The following is a 23,737-nucleotide window of genomic DNA, read 5'->3' as shown; positions in this document are numbered from 1 at the left end:
TGTATTATTTTTTTCCGGCAACAACTATTACAATCTCACCTTTTGGGGGTTTATCGGTAAAGTGCTGTACCATTTCTTCGGCTGTGCCTCTAAGTGTTTCTTCGTAAAGTTTGGAAAGTTCCCTTGAAACGGAAACTTGTCTGTCCGCTCCAAAATATTTCGCAAATTGCACTAAGGTTTTTATCAACTTATAAGGCGATTCATAGAAAATAATAGTCCGCGTTTCTTCGGCTAGTAGCTTTAAGCGGGTTTGTCTCCCCTTTTTTGGAGGCAGGAATCCTTCAAAAACAAATTTATCGTTAGGAAGACCGCTATTCACTAGAGCAGGCACAAATGCCGTAGCTCCATAAGGCAGTCAACTTCTATATTTTTTTCTACACAGGCTCTGGTCAGTAGAAAACCAGGTCTGATATGGCAGGAGTTCCTGCATCTGAAATTAAGGCAATAGTTTCACCGGCTTGTAAACGCCTAACAAGCGCTTCTACGGTTTTATGCTCGTTATGCATATGGTGACTTTGCATTTGAGTGGTTATTTCAAAATGCTGAAGCAGTTTTCCACTGGTTCGAGTGTCTTCCGCTAGAATACAATCTACTTCTTTTAAAATGCGAATTGCACGCAAAGTCATGTCTTCAAGATTGCCGATAGGTGTCGGTACCAAATATAATTTTCCCATAAATCTAAGGTCGTAGCTCTCTACCAGTAAAATAGGCTATTAAGGTAGCTATAAGCGCAATAAAGGCGAATAGATAATCTTGGCCATCAGTTATATAATGTGCAAAGAACGCTAAAAGTGTATCAAAAAAGAAACCTGCATACGCCCATTCTCTAAGCCATGAGGAGAAATTGCCCCATATGGCTATCAAGCCTAGAATTTTAGCAATGGCCAATGGGTATATGAGATAGGTGGGATAACTTAAATGTTCAAAAAAACCGGCTATCATTTCGTATTTAGTGAAATAATTAAATGCGGAAAAGAGCATAATGGCCGTAAGCAAAACTAAAGCAGACCAATAAAGGGCTTTTTGGGTTTTCATAGTGGTAAGGTTTTGGCAATAAAATAAAGAAAACTGCTATCTGAAACTAATTTCCAACAAAAAAACCCTTTGTTCAAAACAAAGGGTCTATATTTTTCAGATATCGGATAGATATCTATCTAAGAAAATTTTCGTTCAATAAATTGCATAAATCGTTCTGCATATTCTTCTTTTCCAGCCCAGTTATTATAATCTGGCTTAACCATGTTATTAATAAAAGCAACGGAGCGTTCTTCACTATCTATAGTGTTTAACTGAGAGAGAACCCTATTGTAATCTTCCATACTACCGTTAAACAAGTGTTTAACAAAAGCCAGTCTATTGTTAAGATCTATTTTAAGCTCTTTGTTAGAAATTTTATCGTTCAGAGATTTTGTGTGTACCTCTTTTTTAGGAGCTGAACCGTTCTGCTGAGGTGCAACTGGTTTTTGAGGTTCAAAAAGTTCTTGATCGTTTTTCATGTAGTCCGGTTTGGACATGAATTCTTCTAATACTTCATCTACACGTTGATCGTGGCTAGGCATTTCAGAGATCATATCTTTTATGGTATCCATACCATAGATATCATTATATCTTCTTGGTGTGGATTGCTTTCGGGTACCGAAGCATTTTCGTTAAGCACGGCATTGGCCATTTTCTCGAATTTGGCAGCAATCACATTTTTTGAAACATCTATTTCTATATCGTTTAGCTGCTCTTCTATGTATTTAAGAACCGCTAATTTTTCATATAAATTTTTAGCGACATTATACATCTCGCTCATATCCATATCACGAGCCGTGATAATATCAGTAGATAATTTTCGTAGCTCTTCCTTCAATTTTTTCTTCATCGGTCAATTTTTTCTAATTCTACCGGGTTGGGGTAAAAAAGGTATCTCTATCTTTGCTAACATTAAATTCTGAACTTTAGCGGAATGTTTTAATAAAAACAATGTATCCACTAAGGTTCTACAATATTAAGAACGAAAAACCCTATATTTTCGTCTAAAATTACAAAATGTTTCTCGAAAATACTGTTAATCATAAAGAACAATTCGGGTGGATAGAAGTCATCTCTGGTTCTATGTTCTCCGGCAAGACCGAAGAGTTAATCCGTAGGCTAAAACGTGCTCAGTTCGCCAAGCAAAAGGTTGAAATTTTTAAACCAACGGTAGATAATCGTTATGATGAGAACATGGTTGTATCTCATGATGCCAATGAAATCCGTTCTACAGCGGTACCTGCAGCAGCCAATATCCGTATTCTAGGAGATACCTGCGATGTTGTTGGTATTGATGAAGCCCAGTTTTTTGATGATGAAATTGTTACTGTTTGTAACGATTTAGCCAACAAAGGAGTACGTGTTGTAGTAGCTGGTTTGGATATGGATTTTAAGGGAAATCCGTTTGGGCCTATGCCCGCATTAATGGCTACTGCAGAGTATGTAACCAAAGTACATGCTATCTGCACACGTACTGGTAATCTGGCTAACTACAGCTATAGAAAATCCAGTAATGATAATTTAGTGCTTTTGGGAGAGACCGAAGAATACGAGCCTTTGAGCCGTGCTGCTTATTATAAAGCAAGGTTGAAAGAAAAAGTGAAACATTTAGAGGTAAAGGTTGAAGAGGTAACTTCTAACGATAAGAAAAAAGATGGCTAAAACAGGTGAAACCGTTCTGGAAATAGACCTTTTGGCTTTAGAACATAATTACAGGTTTTTAAAATCAAGATTAGACCCTAAAACTAAATTTTTAGGGGTAGTGAAGGCATTTGCTTACGGAAGTGATTCTGTAGCAATTGCAAAAAAGCTAGAAGCTTTAGGAGCAGATTACTTTGCTGTTGCCTATGTAAGTGAAGGTATTGCTTTGCGAGAAGCGGGAATAAAGACTCGCATTTTAGTATTACATCCGCTACCGGTAAGTTTTGATAACTTGGTGGCTTATAATCTTGAGCCCAATATCTATTCACCTAAAATACTGGATAATTTTCTGCAGGTTGCAAAGAAAAAGGGATTAGAACAATATCCTATTCACTTAAAATTTAATACAGGCCTCAATAGGTTGGGTTTTGTAGAAAGTGAGATCGATGCCTTAACAGCTGTGTTAGACAATCAAGATCAAATTAAGGTTGTTTCTGTTTTTTCACATTTGGCAGCATCCGAAGATTTAAACGAGCAGGAATTTACCGAAAACCAGATTACAACTTTTGAACACCTTACTAAAGTGCTTCTTCCTAAATTGAAGCATAAGCCTATGCTGCACTTGTTAAATACCTCTGGTGTTATCAATTATGCAAAGGCTCAATATGATATGGTACGATGTGGAATTGGACTTTATGGTTTTGGAAACGAAGCAGCCATAGATGCCCAACTTAAACCTATGGCAACATTAAAGACCGTTATTTCTCAGATTCATATAATTGATAAAGGTCAAAGCATAGGGTATAACAGAGCTTACAAGGCAGAAGTAGCCGTTGTAACGGCTACTTTGCCAATTGGTCATGCAGATGGCATTGGAAGACAATATGGTAACGGAAACGCACATGTAACCATTAATGGAAAAAAGGCGCCAATTGTAGGAAATGTTTGCATGGATATGATCATGGTAAACGTAACTGGAATTGATTGTAAAGAAGGTGATGAGGTCATTGTTTTCGGGGCAAGTCCAACTGCCGAAGAGTTTGCGAGCGGTGCCAAAACCATCTCATACGAAATACTAACTGGTATATCGCAAAGGGTCACTCGCTTGGTTGTTGATAATTAAAACCAGGGGCATCTCGCCGTAATTAATCCTTTTTTTGTTAATTTGCAGTGCATTAAGTTGCGCCATTAATTAAATAACCATTATAAACACTAATTATCATGTTAAAAGAATTTAAGAATTTTATTATGACGGGCAACGTCATTGATTTTGCAGTTGCAGTTATTATGGCTACCGCTCTTGGGCTAGTTATAAACGGATTTGTTGCTGATATGATCATGCCTATTGTAGGTCACTTTGCAGGAGGTATTGATTTCTCTGCAATGGCTATCACACTTGATCCAGCAGTTATCGCAGCAGATGGTACGGTTACTACACCAGCAAACCAAATACGTTACGGTGCATGGATTAACAGCATCATTAACCTTATCATCGTAGGGTTTGTAATGTTCATGATGGTAAAAGCTTACAACAAAACAAAAGCTCCAGAGCCAGAAGCTGCTCCAGCTGGTCCTTCTCAAGAAGACTTATTGGCTGAAATAAGAGATTTGCTTAAAAAGCAATAAGAATATAGTATTCTTTAAAGAATACAACCGCTGCACTGCAGTTTAATCTTAAAACCGTCATTGAAGTTCGCAACTTCTTTGACGGTTCTTTTTTGATTCGTTGTTGTATTTATAACAATTTGTTAAATTATGATTATACTGATTTAAAATGCTTGTCAGGTCAATAGGGTTGCACTACATTTGTGCTTCTAAATTAATTAAAGATGAAAGTAGCCGTTGTAGGTGCCACCGGTATGGTTGGCGAGGTGATGCTCAAAGTATTGAGCGAACGTAATTTTCCAGTTACTGAACTGTTATTGGTCGCTTCTGAGCGTTCAGTAGGTAAGAAACTATCCTATAAAGAGAAAGAATATACGATTATAGGTTTGGCAGATGCCGTAGCAGCAAAGCCAGACATTGCTATATTTTCTGCTGGAGGTGATACTTCATTGGAATGGGCTCCTAAATTTGCAGAAGCAGGTACTACCGTTGTAGATAATTCTTCTGCTTGGAGAATGGACCCGACCAAAAAATTGGTTGTTCCTGAAATAAACGCAAGTGAATTAACCAAAGAGGATAAAATTATAGCTAACCCTAACTGCTCTACTATTCAGTTGGTAATGGCGCTTGCTCCGCTGCACAAAAAATATAAGATGAAGCGTGTAGTCATCTCTACATACCAATCGGTATCAGGCACGGGAGTTAAAGCTGTACGTCAGTTAGAGAACGAGATGGCAGGGATTCAAGGTGAAATGGCCTATCCTTATCCAATCAACAGAAATGCATTGCCTCATTGTGATGTTTTCTTAGAAAACGGATATACTAAAGAAGAAATGAAGTTGGCTCGTGAGCCACAAAAAATATTTGATGACCGTAGCTTTTCAATAAGTGCAACGGCAGTTCGTATTCCTACTTCAGGTGGACATTCGGAATCAGTAAATGTTGAGTTTGAAAACGACTTTGATTTAAACGATGTTCGCAGAATGTTAAATGATACTCCTTGTTACAGTTCAAGATAATCCTGATACAAATACGTATCCAATGCCAATCTATGCGCATGATAAGGATGAGGTTTTCGTAGGACGTATTCGTAGAGATGAGTCGCAACGTAATACTTTAAACATGTGGATTGTTGCGGATAACCTTCGTAAAGGAGCTGCAACTAATGCGGTACAAATTGCAGAATACCTATTGAAAAACCATTTGGTATAAAAAATATATACTTTCTAAATTTTTAGTTAAAACCTATGCTGTGCAACGCCGGCATAGGTTTTTTTATGGTACTTTTAGCGAATTTCAATTGTTAAATCATGAAGAAATACGCTGTATTATTTTCATTTGCTGCGACTATTGTGGCTTGCAAATCACTACCAAAAACAGAGACTACTATTGTGAATTATCCTAAGACCCATAAGTCAGAAACCGTTGACACTTATTTTGGAACCCCTGTAGCGGATCCGTATCGTTGGTTAGAAGATGATATGAGCGATGAAACCGGTGCATGGGTAGAGGCACAGAATGAGGTTACTTTTAATTATTTAGAAAAGATTCCGTTTAGAGATGCTCTCAAAGAGAGGCTAGAGAAATTATGGAATTATGAGAAACTAGGGGCTCCTTTTAAAGAAGGGAACTATACCTATTTCAATAAAAATAATGGGTTACAAAATCAATATGTAATTTATAGAAAGAAAGGTGAGGGTAACGAAGAGGTTTTCTTAGACCCAAATACCTTTTCCGAAGATGGTACCACATCTCTTGCCGGATTGAGTTTTACCAAAGATGGTTCGCTTGCAGCGTATTTGATATCAGAAGGAGGTAGCGATTGGCGAAAGGCGATTGTTATTAATGCTGAAACCAAACAGGTTGTTGAAGATACGCTTACTGATATTAAGTTCAGTGGAATTTCATGGAAAGGAAATGAAGGTTTTTATTACTCCAGCTATGATAAACCTGAAGGAAGCGAGCTTTCTGCAAAGACTGATCAACACAAAGTGTATTACCACAAATTGGGTACTTCTCAAAACGAAGACCAATTGGTATATGGTGGGGTAGACGCTGAAAAACATAGATATATAGGCGCTTCGGTATCAGAAGATGAACGTTATCTGCAAATTTCTGCGGCTGTTTCAACTTCTGGAAACAAGTTATTTATTAAAGACCTTTCAAAAGAAGATAGTCCGCTAGTTCCTATTGTTGAGGATACGGATTCGGACAATTATATTATTGAAAACGAAGGTTCAAAACTTTATATCGTTACCAATAGAAACGCTCCAAATAAAAGAATTGTTACGGTTAATGCTGATAATCCAGCTGAGGAAAATTGGGTAGATTTTATCCCAGAAACAGAGAATGTACTAACTGTTGGTACAGGTGGAGGCTATTTCTTTGCAGAATATATGGTAGACGCCATAAGTAAGGTGCTTCAATATGATTACGAAGGAAATCTAATTCGCGAAGTACAGCTTCCTGGATTGGGTAGTGCTTCAGGTTTTGGAGGGAAGAAAGAAAATAAGGAGTTTTACTTTACTTTTACCAATTATATCATTCCCGGGTCATCTTATAAATATGATGTAGAGACTGGTGAATATATATCCTATTGGAAACCTAGTATAGATTTCAATTCCGATGATTATGAATCCAATCAGGTTTTTTATACTTCAAAGGATGGTACTAAGGTTCCTATGATTATTACCCACAAAAAGGGACTGGAACTCAACGGCAAAAACCCAACTATTTTATATGGTTATGGTGGTTTCAATATCAGTTTAACACCTGCATTTAGTATTGCCAATGCCGTTTGGTTAGAGCAAGGTGGGATTTACGCCGTACCTAATTTAAGAGGTGGTGGCGAATATGGAAAGAAATGGCATGATGCCGGTACTAAAATGCAAAAACAGAATGTTTTTGATGATTTTATTGCCGCTGCTGAATACTTGATTGATAACAAGTATACTTCTTCTGATTATCTAGCCGTTCGTGGTGGTAGTAATGGCGGACTTTTAGTTGGTGCTACTATGACGCAGAGACCAGACCTAATGAAAGTGGCTTTGCCTGCGGTTGGGGTTTTAGATATGTTACGTTACCATACATTTACGGCTGGTGCAGGATGGGCTTATGATTATGGCACATCTGAAGAGAGCAAGGAGATGTTTGAATACTTAAAGGGGTATTCACCCGTTCATACTATCAAGGAAGGTGTGGAATATCCGGCTACATTGGTGACTACAGGGGATCATGATGATCGTGTAGTTCCAGCGCATAGTTTTAAGTTTGCAGCAGAACTGCAAGACAAACAATCGGGAAAAAACCCTACCTTGATTCGAATAGAGACCAATGCAGGTCACGGAGCAGGTACACCGGTAAGTAAGACCATTGAACAGTATGCAGACATTTTTGCGTTTACACTGTATAATATGGGATTTAAAACACTTCCGAATTAAACTCAGTTCAAAGCAATAGTGCTATATTAAAAAAAAATAAATACCGATTTGACTTTTTTATGATAGAGTCTTCCGGTTTATAGAACACGAATATATGTTACAAGTAGATCATGTGTCTTTTAGCTATGAAGATGGTGCTTCCATATTGGAAAACATCAACTTAAAAGTGGCAAAGGGTGAACATGTATCCATTATAGGCGAAAGCGGTTGTGGAAAAAGTACGCTCTTAAAAATTATTTACGGACTCTTACATATTGAGGTTGGCGAAGTATATTGGAATGAAAACCAAGTGTTAGGCCCTCTTCATAATTTGGTGCCGGGCGAGCCGTACATGAAGTATCTCTCCCAAGATTTTGATTTGATGCCTTTTACTACGGTAGAGGAGAATATAAGTCAGTTTTTGTCCGTTTTTGAGCCCGAAGAACTCAAAGAACGTACGTTTGAGCTTTTGGAGATGATTGAGATGACCAAATTTGCCAAAACCAAGGTAAAGTTGTTAAGTCGCGGTCAGCAACAGCGAGTAGCATTGGCAAGGGTATTGGCACAAGAGCCTAAAGTATTACTGTTAGATGAACCTTTTAGTAATATTGATAATTTTAGGAAGAACAGTTTGCGCCGGAACCTTTTTGGTTATTTAAGGCGCCAAAAAATAACCGTGCTAACGGCTACACATGACCATATGGATATGCTCCCATTTGCAGATAGGGTAGTTGTGCTTAAGGATAAGTTTGTTGTGGCTAAGGATAGTCCTAAAAACCTTTATGAGCATCCTAAAGACCTCTATGTAGCTTCTCTTTTCGGCGAAGCCAATAAAATTCCTATAAATATTGTAAAATCATATGCAGATACTAAAAGGCGTATCATTGTTTATGCGCACGAGTTTAAGGTTTCAGGTAAATCCGGTTTAGAGGTTGTTGTAAAAGGTGCCTATTATATGGGAAGCCATTTTATGATTGTTGGTGTTTATGAAGGAGAAGATATCTATTTTCATCATGATAGGCCTCTGGAAGTAGGGAAGGTAATTTTTCTGAACATTTCCATAGAGACCATTAACCAACGTATGGGAGATTCTTAACTTATGAATACCTCCCAACTACTTCAAGAATTAAATTTTAAAGCTGTTAGAAGCAGTGGTGCCGGAGGACAGCATGTAAATAAAGTATCTACTAAAATAGACCTTAGTTTTTCGGTTGATGATTCTAATGGACTTTCTAATACGGAGAAAGAGCGTATTCATAGAAAAATAGGTCATAGACTTACCAAGGAGGGCATTTTACAAATGCAGTGTGATGAAAGCCGAAGTCAGCACCGAAATAAGGATTTGGCTATTGCCCGTTTTTTGAACCTCATTGAAGATGCGCTAAAGGTTAAAAAGAAACGTCGCAAAACTAAACCGTCAAGATCTTCTATTGAGAAACGGTTGAAGCACAAAAAGAAGAACGCACAGAAAAAGACAAATAGAGGAAAGCCCCAAATAGATTAAAAATCATTGGGCTTTTTTGTTCAGGTTTTAAAATCCACTACGCAACTAAACAGCAACTAGGATTAAAACTCTTGCTTACCAAATTCACTGTCAATGAATTTGGATTTATTCTTGTTCTTATTGAAATTATAAGAAAGGTTCAACAATACCATATCTACCTCATACACATAATTTGTGGTGGTGAAAAATTCACCTTCGCGGTAGGTAGTAATCCGTTGTTCATTCGTGTCCAATAACCCCATATCTATATTTTGCCATTGTAAAGTGGCCGTTAAGCGGTTATCTAAAAATGACTTCTTAAAGGTTAGGTTAGGCGAATAAAAACGGGAATCTTCCCCTTGCGCCGTAACTCTTTCAGAGAGGTAATTAAAGGTAAATTGTAAAGAAGCGGTTTCTGAAAAAGTATAAGTGCTGTTCGCATTTATAGAATACACAAAGGAGTTGCTGTCTACGTCACGCCCGTCATATTCACCATTAATAGAATAGTTATAAAGGTTTGCCCCAATAAGTTAGACCAGTTTTCCGTAGCTTTTAGCTGGGTACCTATCTCCAATCCTATTGATTTTGCTTTACCTACATTAGAGTAGATTCTATTTAAAATAGTATCGTTGTAGATTGTGTTTACTCTGTTTACCAAGTTTTTGGTGTCACGGTAATAAGCCGTTGCAAAAACCGAATTTCCACCATCGAAGTTTTTACTGATACCCACTTCAAGTAAGTCTATAAATTCTGGTTTTAGGGTTGGGTCTCCTTGTTCCAAGGTTTCTGAGTGCTCGCGCTCCGGGAACGGGTTCATTTTAAAAGTAGCGGTACGTTCTACCCTTTTGCTATAGGCCGCTTTTAACTTTGTATTATTCTCAAAAGTATATTGAACCGATGCCGATGGAAACGGTTTTACATAATCGTAAGCATAGGTAGTATCAATAAGACCTTGCTTGTCACGAAGGTCAAGTTCGCGGTCCATAGCTTCAATACGTACGCCTGCTGCATATTCCCATTTATCCTTAGCACCCGTTAATTGCGCATAACCAGAATGAATACTTCTCTGAAGGTCTACTTCACTTGAAAACTCTGGTACAAGTTCAAAAGCACCAGCGGTAGTGTCATCCTTTCTTTCGTATACAAAATCACCAGTATGGTCTAGGTTTCGGTATTGGTAACCGGTTTCAATTTGGCCAATTGCAAATGGTTTCCAAGCATAATCTAAGGAGAGGCGAATACCGTTCAGCGGGTTGTCATTAGTATTATATTCTTGTTGGTATATTATGTTTCTATTAGGTTCCCCTAAGTTATCGCTTTCCGTAGGGCCGCCTAGTAATGTGTATTCATATAAAAACGAGGTTGAAAGTTTGGACGTGTTGTCAAAAATATGAGAATAGTCAAAGCTTCCCAATGCAAAATCACTTTTTCTAGTTCTTAAATTATGATTGTAATACTGAAAGGTATAAAATCGTTCACCCCCAACGGCTGGGGTAATCCCATGATTATCGTAGTACACGATATCGGCTAGGCGGTCTTTTTTTCTTTTTCCCCCATAAAACGCCAGCGAATAGGAGTTCTTGTCATCTGGAGCGTAATCAACAGTAAACCTTCCGCTATAATTAATTTCGTCAAAACTACGCTCGCCGCTAGATGGAAATTGTGTAAGTGTATCGTTTATGATAGTAAAAACATCACCTTCACGTCTTCCTCCAAGGTCATTACGTTGGTAACTGGCACCCATAGAAATATTCCAATCGCCTTTACGAATATTATAAGTGGCATCTGCACCATAACGTTGGTGTGCTTTGTCATTGCCATAGGTTTCTATGGAAGGAAGGCCTCCTTTTATGTTTACTTGGGCAAATGAACCATCCGCAGCACCTTTTTTGGTAATTATGTTCATTATACCTGCTTTACCTTCCGGATCGTATTTAGCGGAAGGAGCAGTAATGATTTCAACTCGCTCTATGGCATTTGCTGGAAGCTGATTCAGTAGGTTAGAAGCGTCACCTTGAACTGGATTTCCGTTAAGTAAAACTACAAAACCGGTACTACCGCGAACACTTATTTCTCCTTGACCATCAACACTTACGGATGGTATATTTTTAACCACATCCGTGGCACTACCACCAAGACTATTTTGGAATGTTTTCGTATCAAATACCTGTCGGTCTATTTTATTAATGACCGTTGCACGTTGGCCTTTTATTACTACTTCATCAAGCTGGTTTCCACCAATTGTAAGGTTTATAGTGCCTAGGTCTAGGGCTTTTTTATTTTGTACCGTTATGTCTTTTATGGTTTTGGTTGCGAAACCAATGAAGGAGGCTTCTAGGTAATATGTGCCATCTTTAATATCCTCAATAGTAAAGAAACCATTAAGGTCTGTAATTACACCGGTAACCAGCTCACCGTTTTCTTGGTTAAAGATCGCTGCAGTTGCGTACTCTAGAGGATATTCATTGTCTGCGTCCGTTATTTTGCCAGTTATTTGGGCCGATGCAGATAGCGGAGCCAACGAAATTAAAAAGATGAATAGATAAGAAAACTTCATGTTCAACAGGGTTTGGTCTTAATTAGGTGTCGAAATTACGCTTAAACCCTATTGGATTATGGTCTGTTTGAAAAAATTAAGGTACGATTGCTGCTTTTTTGAAATGTAAAGGGGTTTGACCATCGTGGCGTTTAAAGTACTTAACAAAGTGTGAAACGTCTGTAAAGTCAAAAGCGTAGGCAATTTCAGTTACAGATAGGTCGGTATAAAGTAGTAACCGTTTTGTTTCTTTTATAATATGGTCTGCAATTACGGAGGAAGCTGTTTTATCGTGCTTTTTTTTACAAAGTGCATTTAGATTTTGTGCCGTGGTATTCAGCTTTTGGGCATAATAAGCTACATCATTTTTCAATTTAGTTAGCAACAATTCATCAAAACGTTCTTCTAAATTGGTGGTAGACAAATTTTCATCAATCTCCACATAAGTCAATATTTTAGAGAATAAGGCTTTGAGAACACCTTCTACTAGAATATCTCTACTAACACAAATTTCCTTAATTTCTTTAGATGCAATTTCAAAGAGTGATTGTATGGTTGGGTCAAAGTTAGGTTTGATTATTTTTTTATGCCCCAGCTGCCTTAATTGTAAGTTGATATGTTTATCTAAGGTTTTTTCCATAAAACCTTCTTTAATAATAATAACGAATCCTTCGGGAACTGTGTCTATTTCCCAGTGGTGGACTTCATCCTTTTTGATGATGAATATTACTGGAGGTTCTATAGCGTAACCAGTTTCATCCATATAATGCATTCCACTACCAGCACTAAAATAAACCAACTCCATATACTTGTTATGGCGGTGCGGTTTGGTGTAGCGTTTATTGACATCGAACGGCTCGATTTTGATATCCGCAAGGGCAGAAATTTTGGAATAGGTTCTAATTTTGGTTCTCGTCAATTGATATAGTTTTATCAGGATCTCTTACTAGGACTACCGGTGTTCTCAATACATTGTTTTGAGGGTAAAAATTTGGCTAAATACTAGCTATAAAGATAATAGATTAAAGAACAGTTTAGATGTTACCTACCCTTGGGTATGGCAGTGAATTCTAACACAAAGTGCTTAATTTGTAGCACTTTGGTGTAAATATCTAAAAGAATGTTAATTTTTTTCGTTTAAAACGAGGGCGAAGCTTAAAACTCGAATTTCAACTGTACTGTGACTATTTCCTTTTTTGAGTCTTTTTCTTCCTTTTGGGTATTGAGATTGGCTAGCGAAATACCAAGTAAACGCACAGAGTTTTGTAATTTTTCTTGATACAGAAGTTCTTTTGCTGTTTCTAAAATAAGGCTCTTGGCAGAGATGAAATAAGCCAAAGTCTTACTTCTGGTGTTCAACGTAAAATCGCTGTATTTAATTTTTAAGGTGACAGTTTTACCGGCAATATTTGCCTTTTTTAAGCGCTTCTCCAATTCCTCGGCAATATGGTCCAAACGTTCTAACATAAACACTTCACTGCTCAGATTTTCATTGAACGTTCGCTCTGCTCCCACAGATTTTGGAATACGATGTGGTTTAACCTCGCTGTTATGAATGCCGCGCACCACGTTATAATAGTAACTGCCGCTTTTCCCAAAATTTTCTTCTAAAAAGGATTCTGTTTTTAGTTTGAGGTCTTTACCGGTAAAGATGCCTAGTTTGTACATTTTCTCCGCAGTGACCTTTCCTACGCCGTAGAATTTTCGGATTTCAAGGTCTTCTAAGAATTCTAATACTTCTTCAGGGTTAACCGTCTTTTGCCCGTTTGGTTTGTTGATGTCACTGGCAACTTTCGCAATGAATTTATTTATAGAAATTCCGGCGGATGCATTAAGGCCTGTAGCGTCAAAAATCTTTTGCCGTATCTCCCTAGCTAATAAGGAAGCGGAGGGATTTCCTTTTTTATTGACCGTGACATCAAGATAGGCTTCGTCCAAAGAAAGTGGTTCAACCAAATCTGTATATTCATAGAAAATGCCACGTATAATTTTAGAGATTTCTTTATATCTATCAAAGCGGGCATTTACAAATATCAATTCAGGGCAATTGCGCTGTGCCATTATGCTGCTCATGGCACTACGTACACCATATTTTCTGGCTTCGTAACTTGCTGCGGCTACTACACCTCTTTTTGAACTTCCGCCAACGGCAACCGGCTTTCCACGCAATTCTGGATTATCCAATTGCTCTACAGATGCATAAAAGGCGTCCATATCAACATGAATAATTTTTCGCAAAGGAAAATCGTTTGGCATACTGCAAAATTAAGTTATATTTAGTTGGATGGAAACACAAACAAAGACAGCAATAATACTGGGCGCAACGGGTCTTACGGGGGGCATTTTATTACAACTTTTGCTAGCCGATGACCGTTATGGGAAAATAAAATTGTTCTCTCGCTCCAGTGTGGGTATTCCGCACAAAAAAATAGAAGAGCATTTAGGCGATTTGCTGCACCTTGAACAGTTTAAAGAAGACTTTAAAGGCGATGAGCTTTTTTGCTGCATTGGTACTACCAAGTCAAAAACCCCTAATAAAGAAGTATATAAAAATATAGATTATGGTATTCCCGTAACGGCAGCCAAGCTTTGTGCTCAAAATGGAATTTCTACTTTTTTAGTAGTTTCTGCAATGGGAGCTAGTGCAAAAAGTAATGTTTTTTATAATCAGGTAAAGGGTGAAATGGAAGATGCTGTCCTTAATGAAAAAATTAAGAACACCTATATCTTTAGACCTTCATTAATTGGTGGTAAGCGAGAAGAAAAACGTACAGGGGAGCTGTTGTTTAAACAACTAATGAAAGTGCTTAACCTTGTTTTGGTTGGGCCACTGGCCAAATACCGCTCTATTGAACCTGACGCAATTGCAAAAGCTATGGTAAAAGTAGCGAATACAGGTTGCGAGGTGAATAAAATAGAGTCTGATCAAATTAATAAAATAGCAGCGTTAAGTGATTGAAATTGAACGTAAATTCTTGGTCACGTCTACAGCGTATCAAGACCAGGCCTCATCTAAAGAACGAATTGTTCAGGGTTTTTTAAATACTGATAAAGAGCGAACCGTAAGGGTTCGTATAAAAGACCAATCGGGATTTTTAACGGTAAAAGGAAAGTCAAACGATGCAGGAACAATCCGATTTGAATGGGAAAAGGAAATTTCGGTTTCCGATGCAGAGCAGCTGTTGCTCATCTGTGAGCCTCAATTATAGACAAAATACGATTCAGGGTTCCGTTAGGTTCACATGAATATGAAGTAGATGAGTTTCATGGTGAAAATGAAGGGCTTATTGTTGCCGAAATAGAACTAGAATCTGAAAACCAAATATTTGAAAAACCATCATGGTTGGGGGAAGAAGTAACTGGTAAGATTGCTTACTACAACTCGCAATTAAGTAAAAATCCTTTTAATAATTGGTAGTTTAGTAGCTAGTGTACTTCTAGCATGAAGTTGTTTTTCTTCAGATAATCTTGGGTAGCAATACCGCGTAGATTATTAATGACAATATGCTCTAGTAGCTCTTGAACAGAATATTCTTCAAAGAGGTTTTTTGTGGAGAAGAGGATGAGCTCAAGTCGGTTGAGGTATATCTCGCAGATAAGTTCTACATCAATATCATCTCGCACCTGACCTTTCTCCTTGGCTTTTTGCAGAAGATTTTGAACCAAGGCATAAAGCTCTTTTGACCTGAAATCGCTTATAGAAACGTAAACATCTGGGTAGTATTTTTTTAAGCCGAATAAAAATGAAGGACTAAAGGATTTAAAAGAATCCAATCCTATTCTATACACGTCAATGACGGTAAGAATAGGATTAGATTTTTGTTTTTCAACACTTTCAAGAATTTTAGAACGTAGCTTATTTATAAATGCAACCAAGCTTTCCTGCACAACCTCTTCTTTGCTTTTGAAATTGTCGTAAATCGTTTTTTTCGAAATACTCATCTCATGTCTTAAGGTCATCTAAGGTAAAACGCTTACTTCCGAATTTTATAAATTTAGAAAGGGCAAATTCTAAAAACTTGTCTTTATCCATGATGCGCTCAGAACGTGTTTAATGCCATCCACCACCAAGGGAACGGTACAACTCTACTGTTGCAGATAATTGTGAAAACTTGTTGTCTACCAAGCTAAGCTCAGCATTCAAAGCATTTTCTCTTGCAGTTAACAAGTCCAAATAGGTTAAGTATCCACTGTTTAATAATTCTTCTGAATTGGTTTCCGCTCTTTTTAAGGCAACTACTTGTTTAGTAACGTAAGCTTCTTTTTGAACCGAAATATTATAGTCATATAAGGCATTTGATACCTCTTGGCCAGCATTTAAAAGCGCTTTTTTAAACATTAACAATGCTTGTTCTTGTTGTGTTTTAGCAACTTCATAAGCAGTTCTTATTTTTCTGCCGTTAAAAATAGGTTGAGTAAGACCACCTACAAGGTTAGCAAAAATAGAACTACTGTCTATCCAATTATCCAATTCCAAACTTTGAAAACCACCTTGTGCCGATAATGTTATAGAAGGGTAAAAATTACTCTTCGCAACATTAGCAAGCTCAAAGTTGTTCATTAAGTTATATTCCGCTTGCATGATATCAGGTCTGTTACGTAACAACAGGGCAGGTACACCAAGTGTCATCTCATTAACTAAAGATTGCTCATCTAAAGAACTTCGCACATAGGATTGTGGCTTCTCTCCCAAAAGAATACTCATTGTATTTTCTGTTTGATAGAGCAGATTTTTAAGATCTAACAATTGACTCTGAGCACTATATAATTGCGCTGCAGTTTGATCAACACCAACTAGATTTGCTTGTCCCGCATCTTTTAAAGCCTCAATGGTCTCTAAACTTTTTTGACGGTTATCAATAGTTTGTTCGGTAACCGAGATTTGCTTGTCTAGAGCCAATAACTGGTAGTATGTTGTAGCTATTTGAGCTACCAAATCCGTTTTTACGGCTTGGTGTGCTGCTACAGTCTGCAAGTAACTTGCATCGCTTGCGCGCTTACTACTTCTTATTTTTCCCCAGATATCCGCTTCCCAAGATACTGTTCCTGAGGCTTCATATTGATTAAAAGGTTGCGTGAAAAAACTTCCGAATTGTCCGTTTTCACTGGTTCTTGCTGTTCTAGTTGCACTAGCGGCACCACTTAGGGTAGGCAAATAACCTGCTTTACCTTGTTTAACATAAGCCTCTGCAGCCGCAATGCTCTGAAGAGCAATGCGAATATCTAGGTTGTTGTCCAAACCTCTTTGGATATACGTTTTTAAATGTGAATCTGTAAAAACATCCTTGTAGGAGACCGATGCGAACGACACACTATCCTGTGGCAAATTATCGGTTCTATAAAGGTTTTCGGTTTCCACCTCCGGCTGCTCATAGTTTTTAGCTACAAAACACGATTGCAGCAAGAGCGGAAGCATGGCCACCAATAAGAATTTATTCATTACTAATTTTTTCATGATTTCTTTAGTTCTTTGATTCTTCAATAGTTTCTTGCGGCGCACCGGTTATACGCTCTTGCATGGTCTGGAAAATAACGTATAGGGCGGGTATAACAAACACACCGAATATGGTACCTATTAACATACCACCAACTGCACTCATACCAATGGATCGGTTACCTACGGCACCAATTCCTGAAGACAATGCCAATGGCATTAAACCAAGGATAAAGGCAAATGAGGTCATTAAAATTGGTCTAAGTCTTGCTTTAGCTCCATCAATGGCAGATTCAATTATAGACATACCGTGTTTTCTTCGCTGCAATGCAAACTCTACAATAAGAATGGCATTTTTAGAAAGTAGACCAATAAGCATGATTAATGCAATCTGAAAATAGATGTTGTTTTCAAGGCCAGCCATACTCACAAAACCAATTGCTCCTGCAATACCAACGGGTAGCGACAATAGAATTGAAAATGGTAAAATATACGATTCATACTGAGCACTTAATAGGAAGTACACAAATACCAAACTCAATATAAAAATGATGATGGTTTGGCTACCTGCGCTATTCTCCTCTTTTGTAAGCCCTGAATACTCATAAGTGTAATTATTAGGCAATACTTGAGCAGTAACCTCTTCAATTGCCTTTATGGCATCACCTGTAGAATAGCCAGGGTTCATAGCTCCGTTAATTTTTACAGAACTTAATAGGTTAAATCTACTTACCACTTCAGGACCATAAATTTTCTTCAACGATACAAATTGAGATACGGCAACCGACTCACCACTTGCATTCGTTACGAAAATGTGGTTCAATGAGTTTTCATCTGCTCTATCTTCTGGTTTGGCTTGGATCATTACACGATACTGCTTACCAAACTTGTTAAAGTCGGTCGTATATAATCCACCATAATATCCCTGCATGGCGCTAAACACATCTGTTACCGCTAAACCTGCCATTTTAGTTTTCTCAACATCAACTTCTAATTCATATTGAGGGAAATTGGCATTGAAGTTCGTAATGGCATATTGAACTTCTGGTCTTGCATTAATTGCAGCCAAGAATTCATTGGTTACTTTGTTTACGGTCTGCCAATCATCTGCATCTTTACTCTGTAGGTTCATTTCAAAACCAGTTGAGTTACCAAAACCACGCACACTTGGTGGGGTAAAGAAGAATATTTTGGCATCTTTTAAGCCAGCTGTTTTTGCGAACAAGCTTCCTACTACAGCCTTAACAGATTCCGCATCACCTTCTCGTTCGCCCCAATCTTTAAGACGAAGTACCGAGAAAGCGTATGAACCACCATTAACACTATTCAAAATACTAAATCCTGTAATGTTCATCCTACCTTTATGATATCCATAGATTGATAAATAGAATCTAGTTTTTTAACGGTTTTTTGCGTTTGCTCCAAAGTGGTCCCAGGAGGCATGGTAACATCGGCAAACACAATGGCTTTATCCTCATTTGGTATAAAACCAGTTGGTGTAGATTGAAATAACATGTATGCTATAACTCCAAACACTACAAGAGATAAACCTGTTACCCATTTTCTTTTGATAATGAATTTTACTGAGCCAACATATTTGTCGGTTATTGCATTAAAACCAGTATTAAAGGCTGAAAAGAAACGCTTTGAAAATCCTTTTTTCTTTTCTTCGGATGTATCATGAGGCTTCAATAAAAGTGCAGCCAAGGCCGGACTCAATGTTAAAGCGTTTACCGCTGAAATAAGAATGGCAATAGCCAATGTTATACCGAACTGTTGGTAAAACACACCTGAAGACCCACTAATGAACGATACCGGAATAAATACTGCGGACATTACCAAAGTAATAGAGATTATGGCACCTGAAATCTCGGTCATTGCAGATTTGGTAGCTAATTTGGCATTGGTGGCACCTTCCTCCATTTTGGCGTGCACCGCCTCGACCACCACAATGGCATCATCCACCACAATACCAATGGCCAGAATCATTGCGAACAAAGTCAACATGTTAATGGAAAACCCAAAGAGCGATAAAAAGAAGAACGTACCAATAATCGCCACCGGAACGGCAATAGCGGGTATTAACGTAGATCTAAAATCCTGTAGGAATATGAAAACCACTAAGAAAACCAATAAAAAGGCTTCTATTAAGGTTTGTACAACATGTTCTATAGATGCACTTAAGAAATCTTTAGTGTTATAAGGAATTACATAATCTAGTCCTTTAGGGAAATCTTGACTACTTTCATCTAGTATAGTCTGAATCTCATCAATAATAGCATTTGCATTAGATCCTGAAGTTTGAAAAATACCAACAGCGGTACCGGGTTTACCCATACCTTCGTTCTTGGTACCATAGTTAAAAGCACCTAATTCAATTTCAGCAACATCTTTAAGTCTTAAAAACTGACCATTTTCCTGCGCTCTAATAATGATGTTTTCGTATTCAGCTTCATCTGAAAGACGACCTTTATATTTTAATACATATTCATAAACACCATCGGCATTTTCACCAATTTTACCAGTAGCAGCTTCTAAGTTTTGTTCATTAAGTGCATTTTGTATGTCTGATGGCATCAGTTTATAAGCGGCCATCTTTTCAGGATTTAACCATATACGCATGGAGTAATCCTTAGAACCAAAAACAGTAACGTTACCAACACCTTCTATACGTTGTAATTTGGGTACGATGTTAATTCTGGCGTAGTTCTCTACGAAAGTTGCATCATATTCATCGTTATCAGAGAAAAGAGAGAAGAATAACAATGCACTAGTTTGAGACTTTTGAGTTATAACACCGGTCTGTACAACTGCTTGTGGCAAAACACTATTTGCTCTGGCAACCCTGTTCTGAACGTTTACCGCGGCAATGTCAGGGTCAGTACCCAATTTAAAAAATACGTTTATGGTTGCAGCACCGTCATTACTTGCGTTAGAAGTCATGTATAACATGTCTTCAACACCATTGATTTGCTCTTCTAATGGTACAACAACACTTTTTAGTACCGTTTCAGCATTCGCACCTGTATAGGTACTTGTTACTTGAACGGTTGGTGGTGCTATTTCAGGGTATTCTTCAATAGGTAAGGTCGTTAAACCTAAAACACCTAGAATAACTATGATGATCGATATCACCGTAGACAGTACGGGACGATCTATAAATTTTTGAAACATTGTTCTTTATTTATATGTTATGATAATTAGCGGATGCTTATTTAACCGGACTGATGGTCATTCCGTCTCTTAATTTAGAAACCCCTTCTAGAACTATAGTAGTCCCTTCTTCAAACCCTTTCTCGACGATAAAGCCATTTTGGGTAGTAGTAATGATATCTAATGGCATGGTAGTAACCGTATTATCATCTTTAACTACGTAAACTAATTTTTTACCTTGAAGGTCAACAGTTGCTGTTTGCGGTATTTCGTAAGCACCATTATATACTGTTGGAATTTTTATTTTTCCTGTACTACCACTGCTTAATAAGTTGTTCTTGTTATCAAAATCAGCTCTTGCAGTTACACTACCAGTAGTACTATTAATGATAGTATTGATCATTGCAATCTTACCTTTCTCAGCATATTCCTCACCATTGATCATAATAAGTGAAACTTTTGGAGCTTTCTCCATATCCATAACATTTTTGTCATTTTTGGGCATGGATTCTTTTAGTTTCAATAATTCTTTTTCATTCATAGAAAAATAGGCACGAACCTCGCTAACGTCAGATACAGTAGTTAATGGTTGTCCCATAGCAGAACTTACCAAGGCACCTTTTTTAAAGGGAATTTCACCGATATAACCATCTACAGGGCTGGTGATACGGGAATATCCGATATTTGAAGCAACACTTTGGTAATTGGCTTGAGCCTGAGCAAGCTGCGCTTTGGCAGTCTCTAACTGAACTTCGCTAATTATACCTTTTTCTACTAGTGGCTTAAGTTTATCTACTTCTACTTGTGCCACGTTTACAGAAGCTTTTGCAGCATTGGCATCTTGGTTCAAAGTTTGGGTCTCTAATTTGAAAAGAGGTTGTCCTTTTTTGATTTTCTGACCTTCTTCAACATATACTTCTTGTACAAAACCAGCAACCTTAGGCCATATTTCTACATTCTGCTTACCTTCAAGTGTAGTAGAAAATTCGTTATATACAGTAAGGTCTTGTTTTTTTAACTCACTTACTTTTAAGCTTGGTGGAGGAGGCGTTGCTCCTGCAGCAGGTGCTGTTGGCGTTGTTCCAAAGCATGAGCTTAAAAGAAGTCCAGCGCTTAATAGTCCTATTATTGATAACTTTTTCATTTTTAAATGGATGTTTAATTGTATTAAATTGTTGATTGGGTCCTGTTAAGGTTTTGTTAATTCAGAATGTTCGGTAAAAAACGAACCAATCTGATAAAAAAATTATTTTTGTTGTTTTTTTAATTCTTCAATAGTTGTTTTAAGGCTTGTGGTCATATCCGTAATACACTTGCCATAAACTGTCATTCTATTTTTGTTTTCTTCATGTTTCTCCGGACGGTACTTTTTGTTATATGCTGTTATCTTAACAATCATATCTTTTTCCCTTTCCAATTGATTTAATGAGCGATTCAACTTTTTGATGAAGAACGTATTTTTTTCAGCAACTTTAAAATACCTTTTTCTATCTCCTGACTTCGTAAAATAGTTTACAAAATCCATTTGCAATAAAAGGTTCAACGATGTGGATATTGAGCTTTTACTAGCACCTCTTTTAAGAAGACAATCATCAAAAGTAAGACCGTCTTCCTCTGTGATAACTAAGTTCGCAAAGATTCTAGCAGCCAATGGTGGTAGGTCGTACTCAGATTCAAAGTGAACACCAAGCTCCTCAATTAACTTATTTTTTATCTCTTCTATTTTCATAATTGAAAAATTCAAGCGACAAAGATAATGTTAGTTCGGAACGAAACAAACTAAAAGAACTTAAATTTTATTAAAATGAGTTAAAATTTTGTTACAGTGCGCAAGATAAGGGGGTAACTATTTGAAGATTAACTGAATAAATAAACTTTTTGACCGATAAAACTTTTGTAGGTAAATGCTTTCGGTAAAGAAAGAAGTGGACTAAACTTTTAAAAATGGTAAGTAGAATGGATGAAAATAAAATGAAGTTACAGCTTACTCTGCGAAGATTCCATCCTTTTCAATTAGCGGAATAGTACTAAGATTTTTTTCGGTGACGGTATTTTTGAGGAATAAAAAACGTTTTTCAAAAAGTTTGCCTTCAGCAAAGAAAGTAACAAAGAATTCATTGTCTAAGGCAAGAACATCTTCTTGTAATAATTCTATCTTTTTAAATTCGTTAGGTAATATTGTACCCATACTATGGCGCATTGTAGTGGTTTGGCGTTCATCGTCAAAACCCTTAGATACTACCATTACCATTTCAATTTGGTCTGCTCTACTATTTATTATGTAGGCGTTCCAGTCTTTTGAAAGAAACTCCTCGTTCCATTCTCTAATAGCGACTACTTGAACATCTTTGGCAATTGGTATTTCTATATCTTTTTTCACTACACTTTATTATAATGCACTTTTAAATTGCTCTAAGAATCGCACATCGTTTTCGCTTAATAGGCGAATATCAGATATTTGGTGAAGTAAAAGAGCAATTCTGTCAATACCCATTCCGAAAGCAAAACCAGAGTATTCTTTGGAGTCTATACCACAATTGTCAAGTACATTAGGGTCAACCATACCACAGCCCATGATTTCTAGCCAACCGGTACCTTTTGTCATCTTATAATCGGTTTCAGTCTCAAGGCCCCAATACACATCTACTTCTGCACTAGGCTCTGTAAATGGAAAGTATGATGGGCGTAAACGAATCTTAGATTTACCAAAAAGTTCCGTTGTAAAGAACTGAAGTGTTTGTTTTAAATCTGCAAAGGAAACGTCCTTATCAATATATAAACCTTCAACTTGGTGAAAGAAACAATGTGAACGTGCCGAAATGGCCTCATTACGATATACTCTGCTGGAGAGATAGTACGTATTGGCGGTTTATTATTTTCCATATAACGAACCTGTACCGATGAGGTATGGGTACGCAATAAGATATCTGGATCGGTTTGAACAAAAAATGTGTCCTGCATGTCTCTGGCAGGGTGATATTCAGGAAGGTTCAAGGCAGTAAAATTATGCCAATCATCTTCAATTTCCGGACCTTCCGATACATTGAAACCTATTCTGGAGAAAATCTCTATAATTTGGTTCTTAACAATAGAAATAGGGTGTCTTGCCCCAAGTTCTAAAGGTTCACCTGGACGTGTCAAATCGCCATAAATACCTTTTTCTTCGGTTTTGCTCTCAAGAGCGTCCCGTAAAGTATTCAGTTTATCGTTTGCGGCTTGCTTTAACTTATTTATTGTTTGGCCGAATTCCTTTTTCTGGTCATTAGGTACATTTTTGAACTCAGCGAAGAAATCGGTCAAAAGTCCCTTTTTACCTAAGTATTTAATACGGAAGCTTTCTAGCTCCTCTTTGGTGGTAGCGGTAAACTTTTCTACCTCAGTAATGTGCTTTTTAATAGTATCAATCATGATGTTCGGCTAATGCCGCAAATTTAGGACATTTGCGGCAT

General features: G+C 37.4%; 19 protein-coding genes and 5 pseudogenes. 9 read left to right on the top strand and 15 right to left on the bottom strand.

Translation table 11 applies throughout. From position 1 onward, the window contains the following. Positions 1–4: 4 nt before the first annotated feature. The 4 genes and pseudogenes from rsmI to Q5W13_RS24770 form a co-directional block, all read right to left on the bottom strand. A pseudogene (gene rsmI / locus Q5W13_RS07540) lies at positions 5–674 on the bottom strand (16S rRNA (cytidine(1402)-2'-O)-methyltransferase). Positions 675–678: 4 nt separating this feature from the next. Continuing rightward, a complete protein-coding gene (locus Q5W13_RS07535) occupies positions 679–1,035 on the bottom strand; it encodes a DoxX family protein (RefSeq protein WP_155595460.1) in 357 nt (118 codons plus the stop codon). 119 nt (positions 1,036–1,154) lie between these two features. After that, positions 1,155–1,589, bottom strand: a complete 435-nt coding sequence (locus tag Q5W13_RS24775; RefSeq protein WP_368662476.1) for a DUF8457 domain-containing protein — start codon at positions 1,587–1,589, stop codon at positions 1,155–1,157. Next, on the bottom strand, positions 1,577–1,867 hold the full coding sequence (locus tag Q5W13_RS24770) for a hypothetical protein (RefSeq protein ID WP_368662475.1): 291 nt from the start codon (positions 1,865–1,867) through the stop codon (positions 1,577–1,579). The genes Q5W13_RS24775 and Q5W13_RS24770 overlap by 13 nt, the downstream gene beginning before the upstream one ends. A gap of 167 nt (positions 1,868–2,034) precedes the next feature. On the opposite strand from Q5W13_RS24770, the gene Q5W13_RS07525 reads away from it, so the two are divergent. From Q5W13_RS07525 to arfB, 7 genes and pseudogenes are all read left to right on the top strand, one after another. Continuing rightward, positions 2,035–2,679 carry a thymidine kinase gene (locus tag Q5W13_RS07525; protein ID WP_304445887.1) on the top strand — a complete coding sequence of 215 codons (645 nt, stop codon included), beginning with the start codon at positions 2,035–2,037 and terminating at the stop codon, positions 2,677–2,679. Continuing rightward, entirely contained in the window at positions 2,672–3,781 is a 1,110-nt protein-coding gene (gene alr / locus Q5W13_RS07520; RefSeq protein WP_304445886.1) for an alanine racemase, read from the top strand. Before Q5W13_RS07525 ends, alr begins: the two co-directional genes overlap by 8 nt. Positions 3,782–3,879: 98 nt before the next feature. Further along, the gene (gene mscL, locus Q5W13_RS07515; protein ID WP_155595464.1) at positions 3,880–4,284 is read left to right on the top strand and encodes a large conductance mechanosensitive channel protein MscL; all 405 of its coding nucleotides are present in this window, start codon (positions 3,880–3,882) and stop codon (positions 4,282–4,284) included. A 203-nt stretch (positions 4,285–4,487) separates the two neighbouring features. Then, positions 4,488–5,475 (top strand): annotated as a pseudogene (locus Q5W13_RS07510) (aspartate-semialdehyde dehydrogenase). A 98-nt stretch (positions 5,476–5,573) separates the two neighbouring features. Then, positions 5,574–7,703 (top strand): prolyl oligopeptidase family serine peptidase, encoded by a 2,130-nt coding sequence (locus Q5W13_RS07505; protein ID WP_304445885.1) that lies wholly within the window; start codon positions 5,574–5,576, stop codon positions 7,701–7,703. A 94-nt stretch (positions 7,704–7,797) separates the two neighbouring features. Then, a complete protein-coding gene (locus Q5W13_RS07500; RefSeq protein ID WP_155595467.1) occupies positions 7,798–8,778 on the top strand; it encodes an ABC transporter ATP-binding protein in 981 nt (326 codons plus the stop codon). Positions 8,779–8,781: 3 nt separating this feature from the next. Then, complete coding sequence (gene arfB, locus Q5W13_RS07495; RefSeq protein WP_304445884.1) at positions 8,782–9,186, top strand: alternative ribosome rescue aminoacyl-tRNA hydrolase ArfB; 405 nt, start codon at positions 8,782–8,784, stop codon at positions 9,184–9,186. 62 nt (positions 9,187–9,248) lie between these two features. On the opposite strand, the gene Q5W13_RS07490 is transcribed toward arfB, so the two are convergent. The 4 genes from Q5W13_RS07490 to dinB form a co-directional block, all read right to left on the bottom strand. Beyond that, positions 9,249–9,665 (bottom strand): outer membrane beta-barrel protein, encoded by a 417-nt coding sequence (locus Q5W13_RS07490; protein WP_304446474.1) that lies wholly within the window; start codon positions 9,663–9,665, stop codon positions 9,249–9,251. Continuing rightward, positions 9,635–11,722, bottom strand: coding sequence for a TonB-dependent receptor (locus Q5W13_RS07485; RefSeq protein ID WP_304445883.1), 2,088 nt, complete (start codon positions 11,720–11,722; stop codon positions 9,635–9,637). The genes Q5W13_RS07490 and Q5W13_RS07485 overlap by 31 nt, the downstream gene beginning before the upstream one ends. Before the next feature lie 76 nt (positions 11,723–11,798). Further along, a complete protein-coding gene (locus Q5W13_RS07480) occupies positions 11,799–12,620 on the bottom strand; it encodes a helix-turn-helix domain-containing protein (RefSeq protein WP_304445882.1) in 822 nt (273 codons plus the stop codon). Between the two features lie 236 nt (positions 12,621–12,856). Next, on the bottom strand, positions 12,857–13,957 hold the full coding sequence (gene dinB / locus Q5W13_RS07475) for a DNA polymerase IV (RefSeq protein WP_304445881.1): 1,101 nt from the start codon (positions 13,955–13,957) through the stop codon (positions 12,857–12,859). A gap of 28 nt (positions 13,958–13,985) precedes the next feature. On the opposite strand from dinB, the gene Q5W13_RS07470 reads away from it, so the two are divergent. Both Q5W13_RS07470 and Q5W13_RS07465 read left to right on the top strand, forming a co-directional pair. Further along, entirely contained in the window at positions 13,986–14,660 is a 675-nt protein-coding gene (locus Q5W13_RS07470; protein WP_304445880.1) for an NAD(P)H-binding protein, read from the top strand. Then, a pseudogene (locus Q5W13_RS07465) lies at positions 14,653–15,119 on the top strand (CYTH domain-containing protein). The gene Q5W13_RS07470 and the pseudogene Q5W13_RS07465 overlap by 8 nt, the downstream one beginning before the upstream one ends. Positions 15,120–15,127: 8 nt before the next feature. On the opposite strand, the gene Q5W13_RS07460 reads toward Q5W13_RS07465, so the two are convergent. The 7 genes and pseudogenes from Q5W13_RS07460 to pheS all read right to left on the bottom strand — a co-directional run bounded on the left by Q5W13_RS07460 (position 15,128) and on the right by pheS (position 23,696). After that, positions 15,128–15,643 (bottom strand): TetR/AcrR family transcriptional regulator, encoded by a 516-nt coding sequence (locus Q5W13_RS07460; RefSeq protein ID WP_304445879.1) that lies wholly within the window; start codon positions 15,641–15,643, stop codon positions 15,128–15,130. A gap of 109 nt (positions 15,644–15,752) precedes the next feature. Beyond that, the gene (locus tag Q5W13_RS07455) at positions 15,753–17,156 is read right to left on the bottom strand and encodes a TolC family protein (protein ID WP_155595474.1); all 1,404 of its coding nucleotides are present in this window, start codon (positions 17,154–17,156) and stop codon (positions 15,753–15,755) included. Between the two features lie 7 nt (positions 17,157–17,163). Further along, positions 17,164–20,309, bottom strand: a pseudogene (locus tag Q5W13_RS07450) (efflux RND transporter permease subunit). 37 nt (positions 20,310–20,346) lie between these two features. Beyond that, positions 20,347–21,432 carry an efflux RND transporter periplasmic adaptor subunit gene (locus Q5W13_RS07445; RefSeq protein ID WP_304445878.1) on the bottom strand — a complete coding sequence of 362 codons (1,086 nt, stop codon included), beginning with the start codon at positions 21,430–21,432 and terminating at the stop codon, positions 20,347–20,349. A gap of 102 nt (positions 21,433–21,534) precedes the next feature. Next, on the bottom strand, positions 21,535–22,017 hold the full coding sequence (locus Q5W13_RS07440; protein WP_155595477.1) for a GbsR/MarR family transcriptional regulator: 483 nt from the start codon (positions 22,015–22,017) through the stop codon (positions 21,535–21,537). A gap of 255 nt (positions 22,018–22,272) precedes the next feature. Further along, positions 22,273–22,668, bottom strand: coding sequence for a hypothetical protein (locus tag Q5W13_RS07435; protein ID WP_304445877.1), 396 nt, complete (start codon positions 22,666–22,668; stop codon positions 22,273–22,275). Positions 22,669–22,677: 9 nt separating this feature from the next. Next, positions 22,678–23,696, bottom strand: a pseudogene (gene pheS, locus Q5W13_RS07430) (phenylalanine--tRNA ligase subunit alpha). Between the last annotated feature and the right edge of the window lie 41 nt (positions 23,697–23,737).

Origin of the sequence: Zobellia laminariae (assembly GCF_030553095.1) — a bacterium.
Taxonomy (GTDB): Bacteria; Bacteroidota; Bacteroidia; order Flavobacteriales; family Flavobacteriaceae; genus Zobellia; species Zobellia laminariae.
Note: the sequence above shows the minus strand (reverse complement) of the source record. Positions and strands in the feature narration are given on the sequence as shown.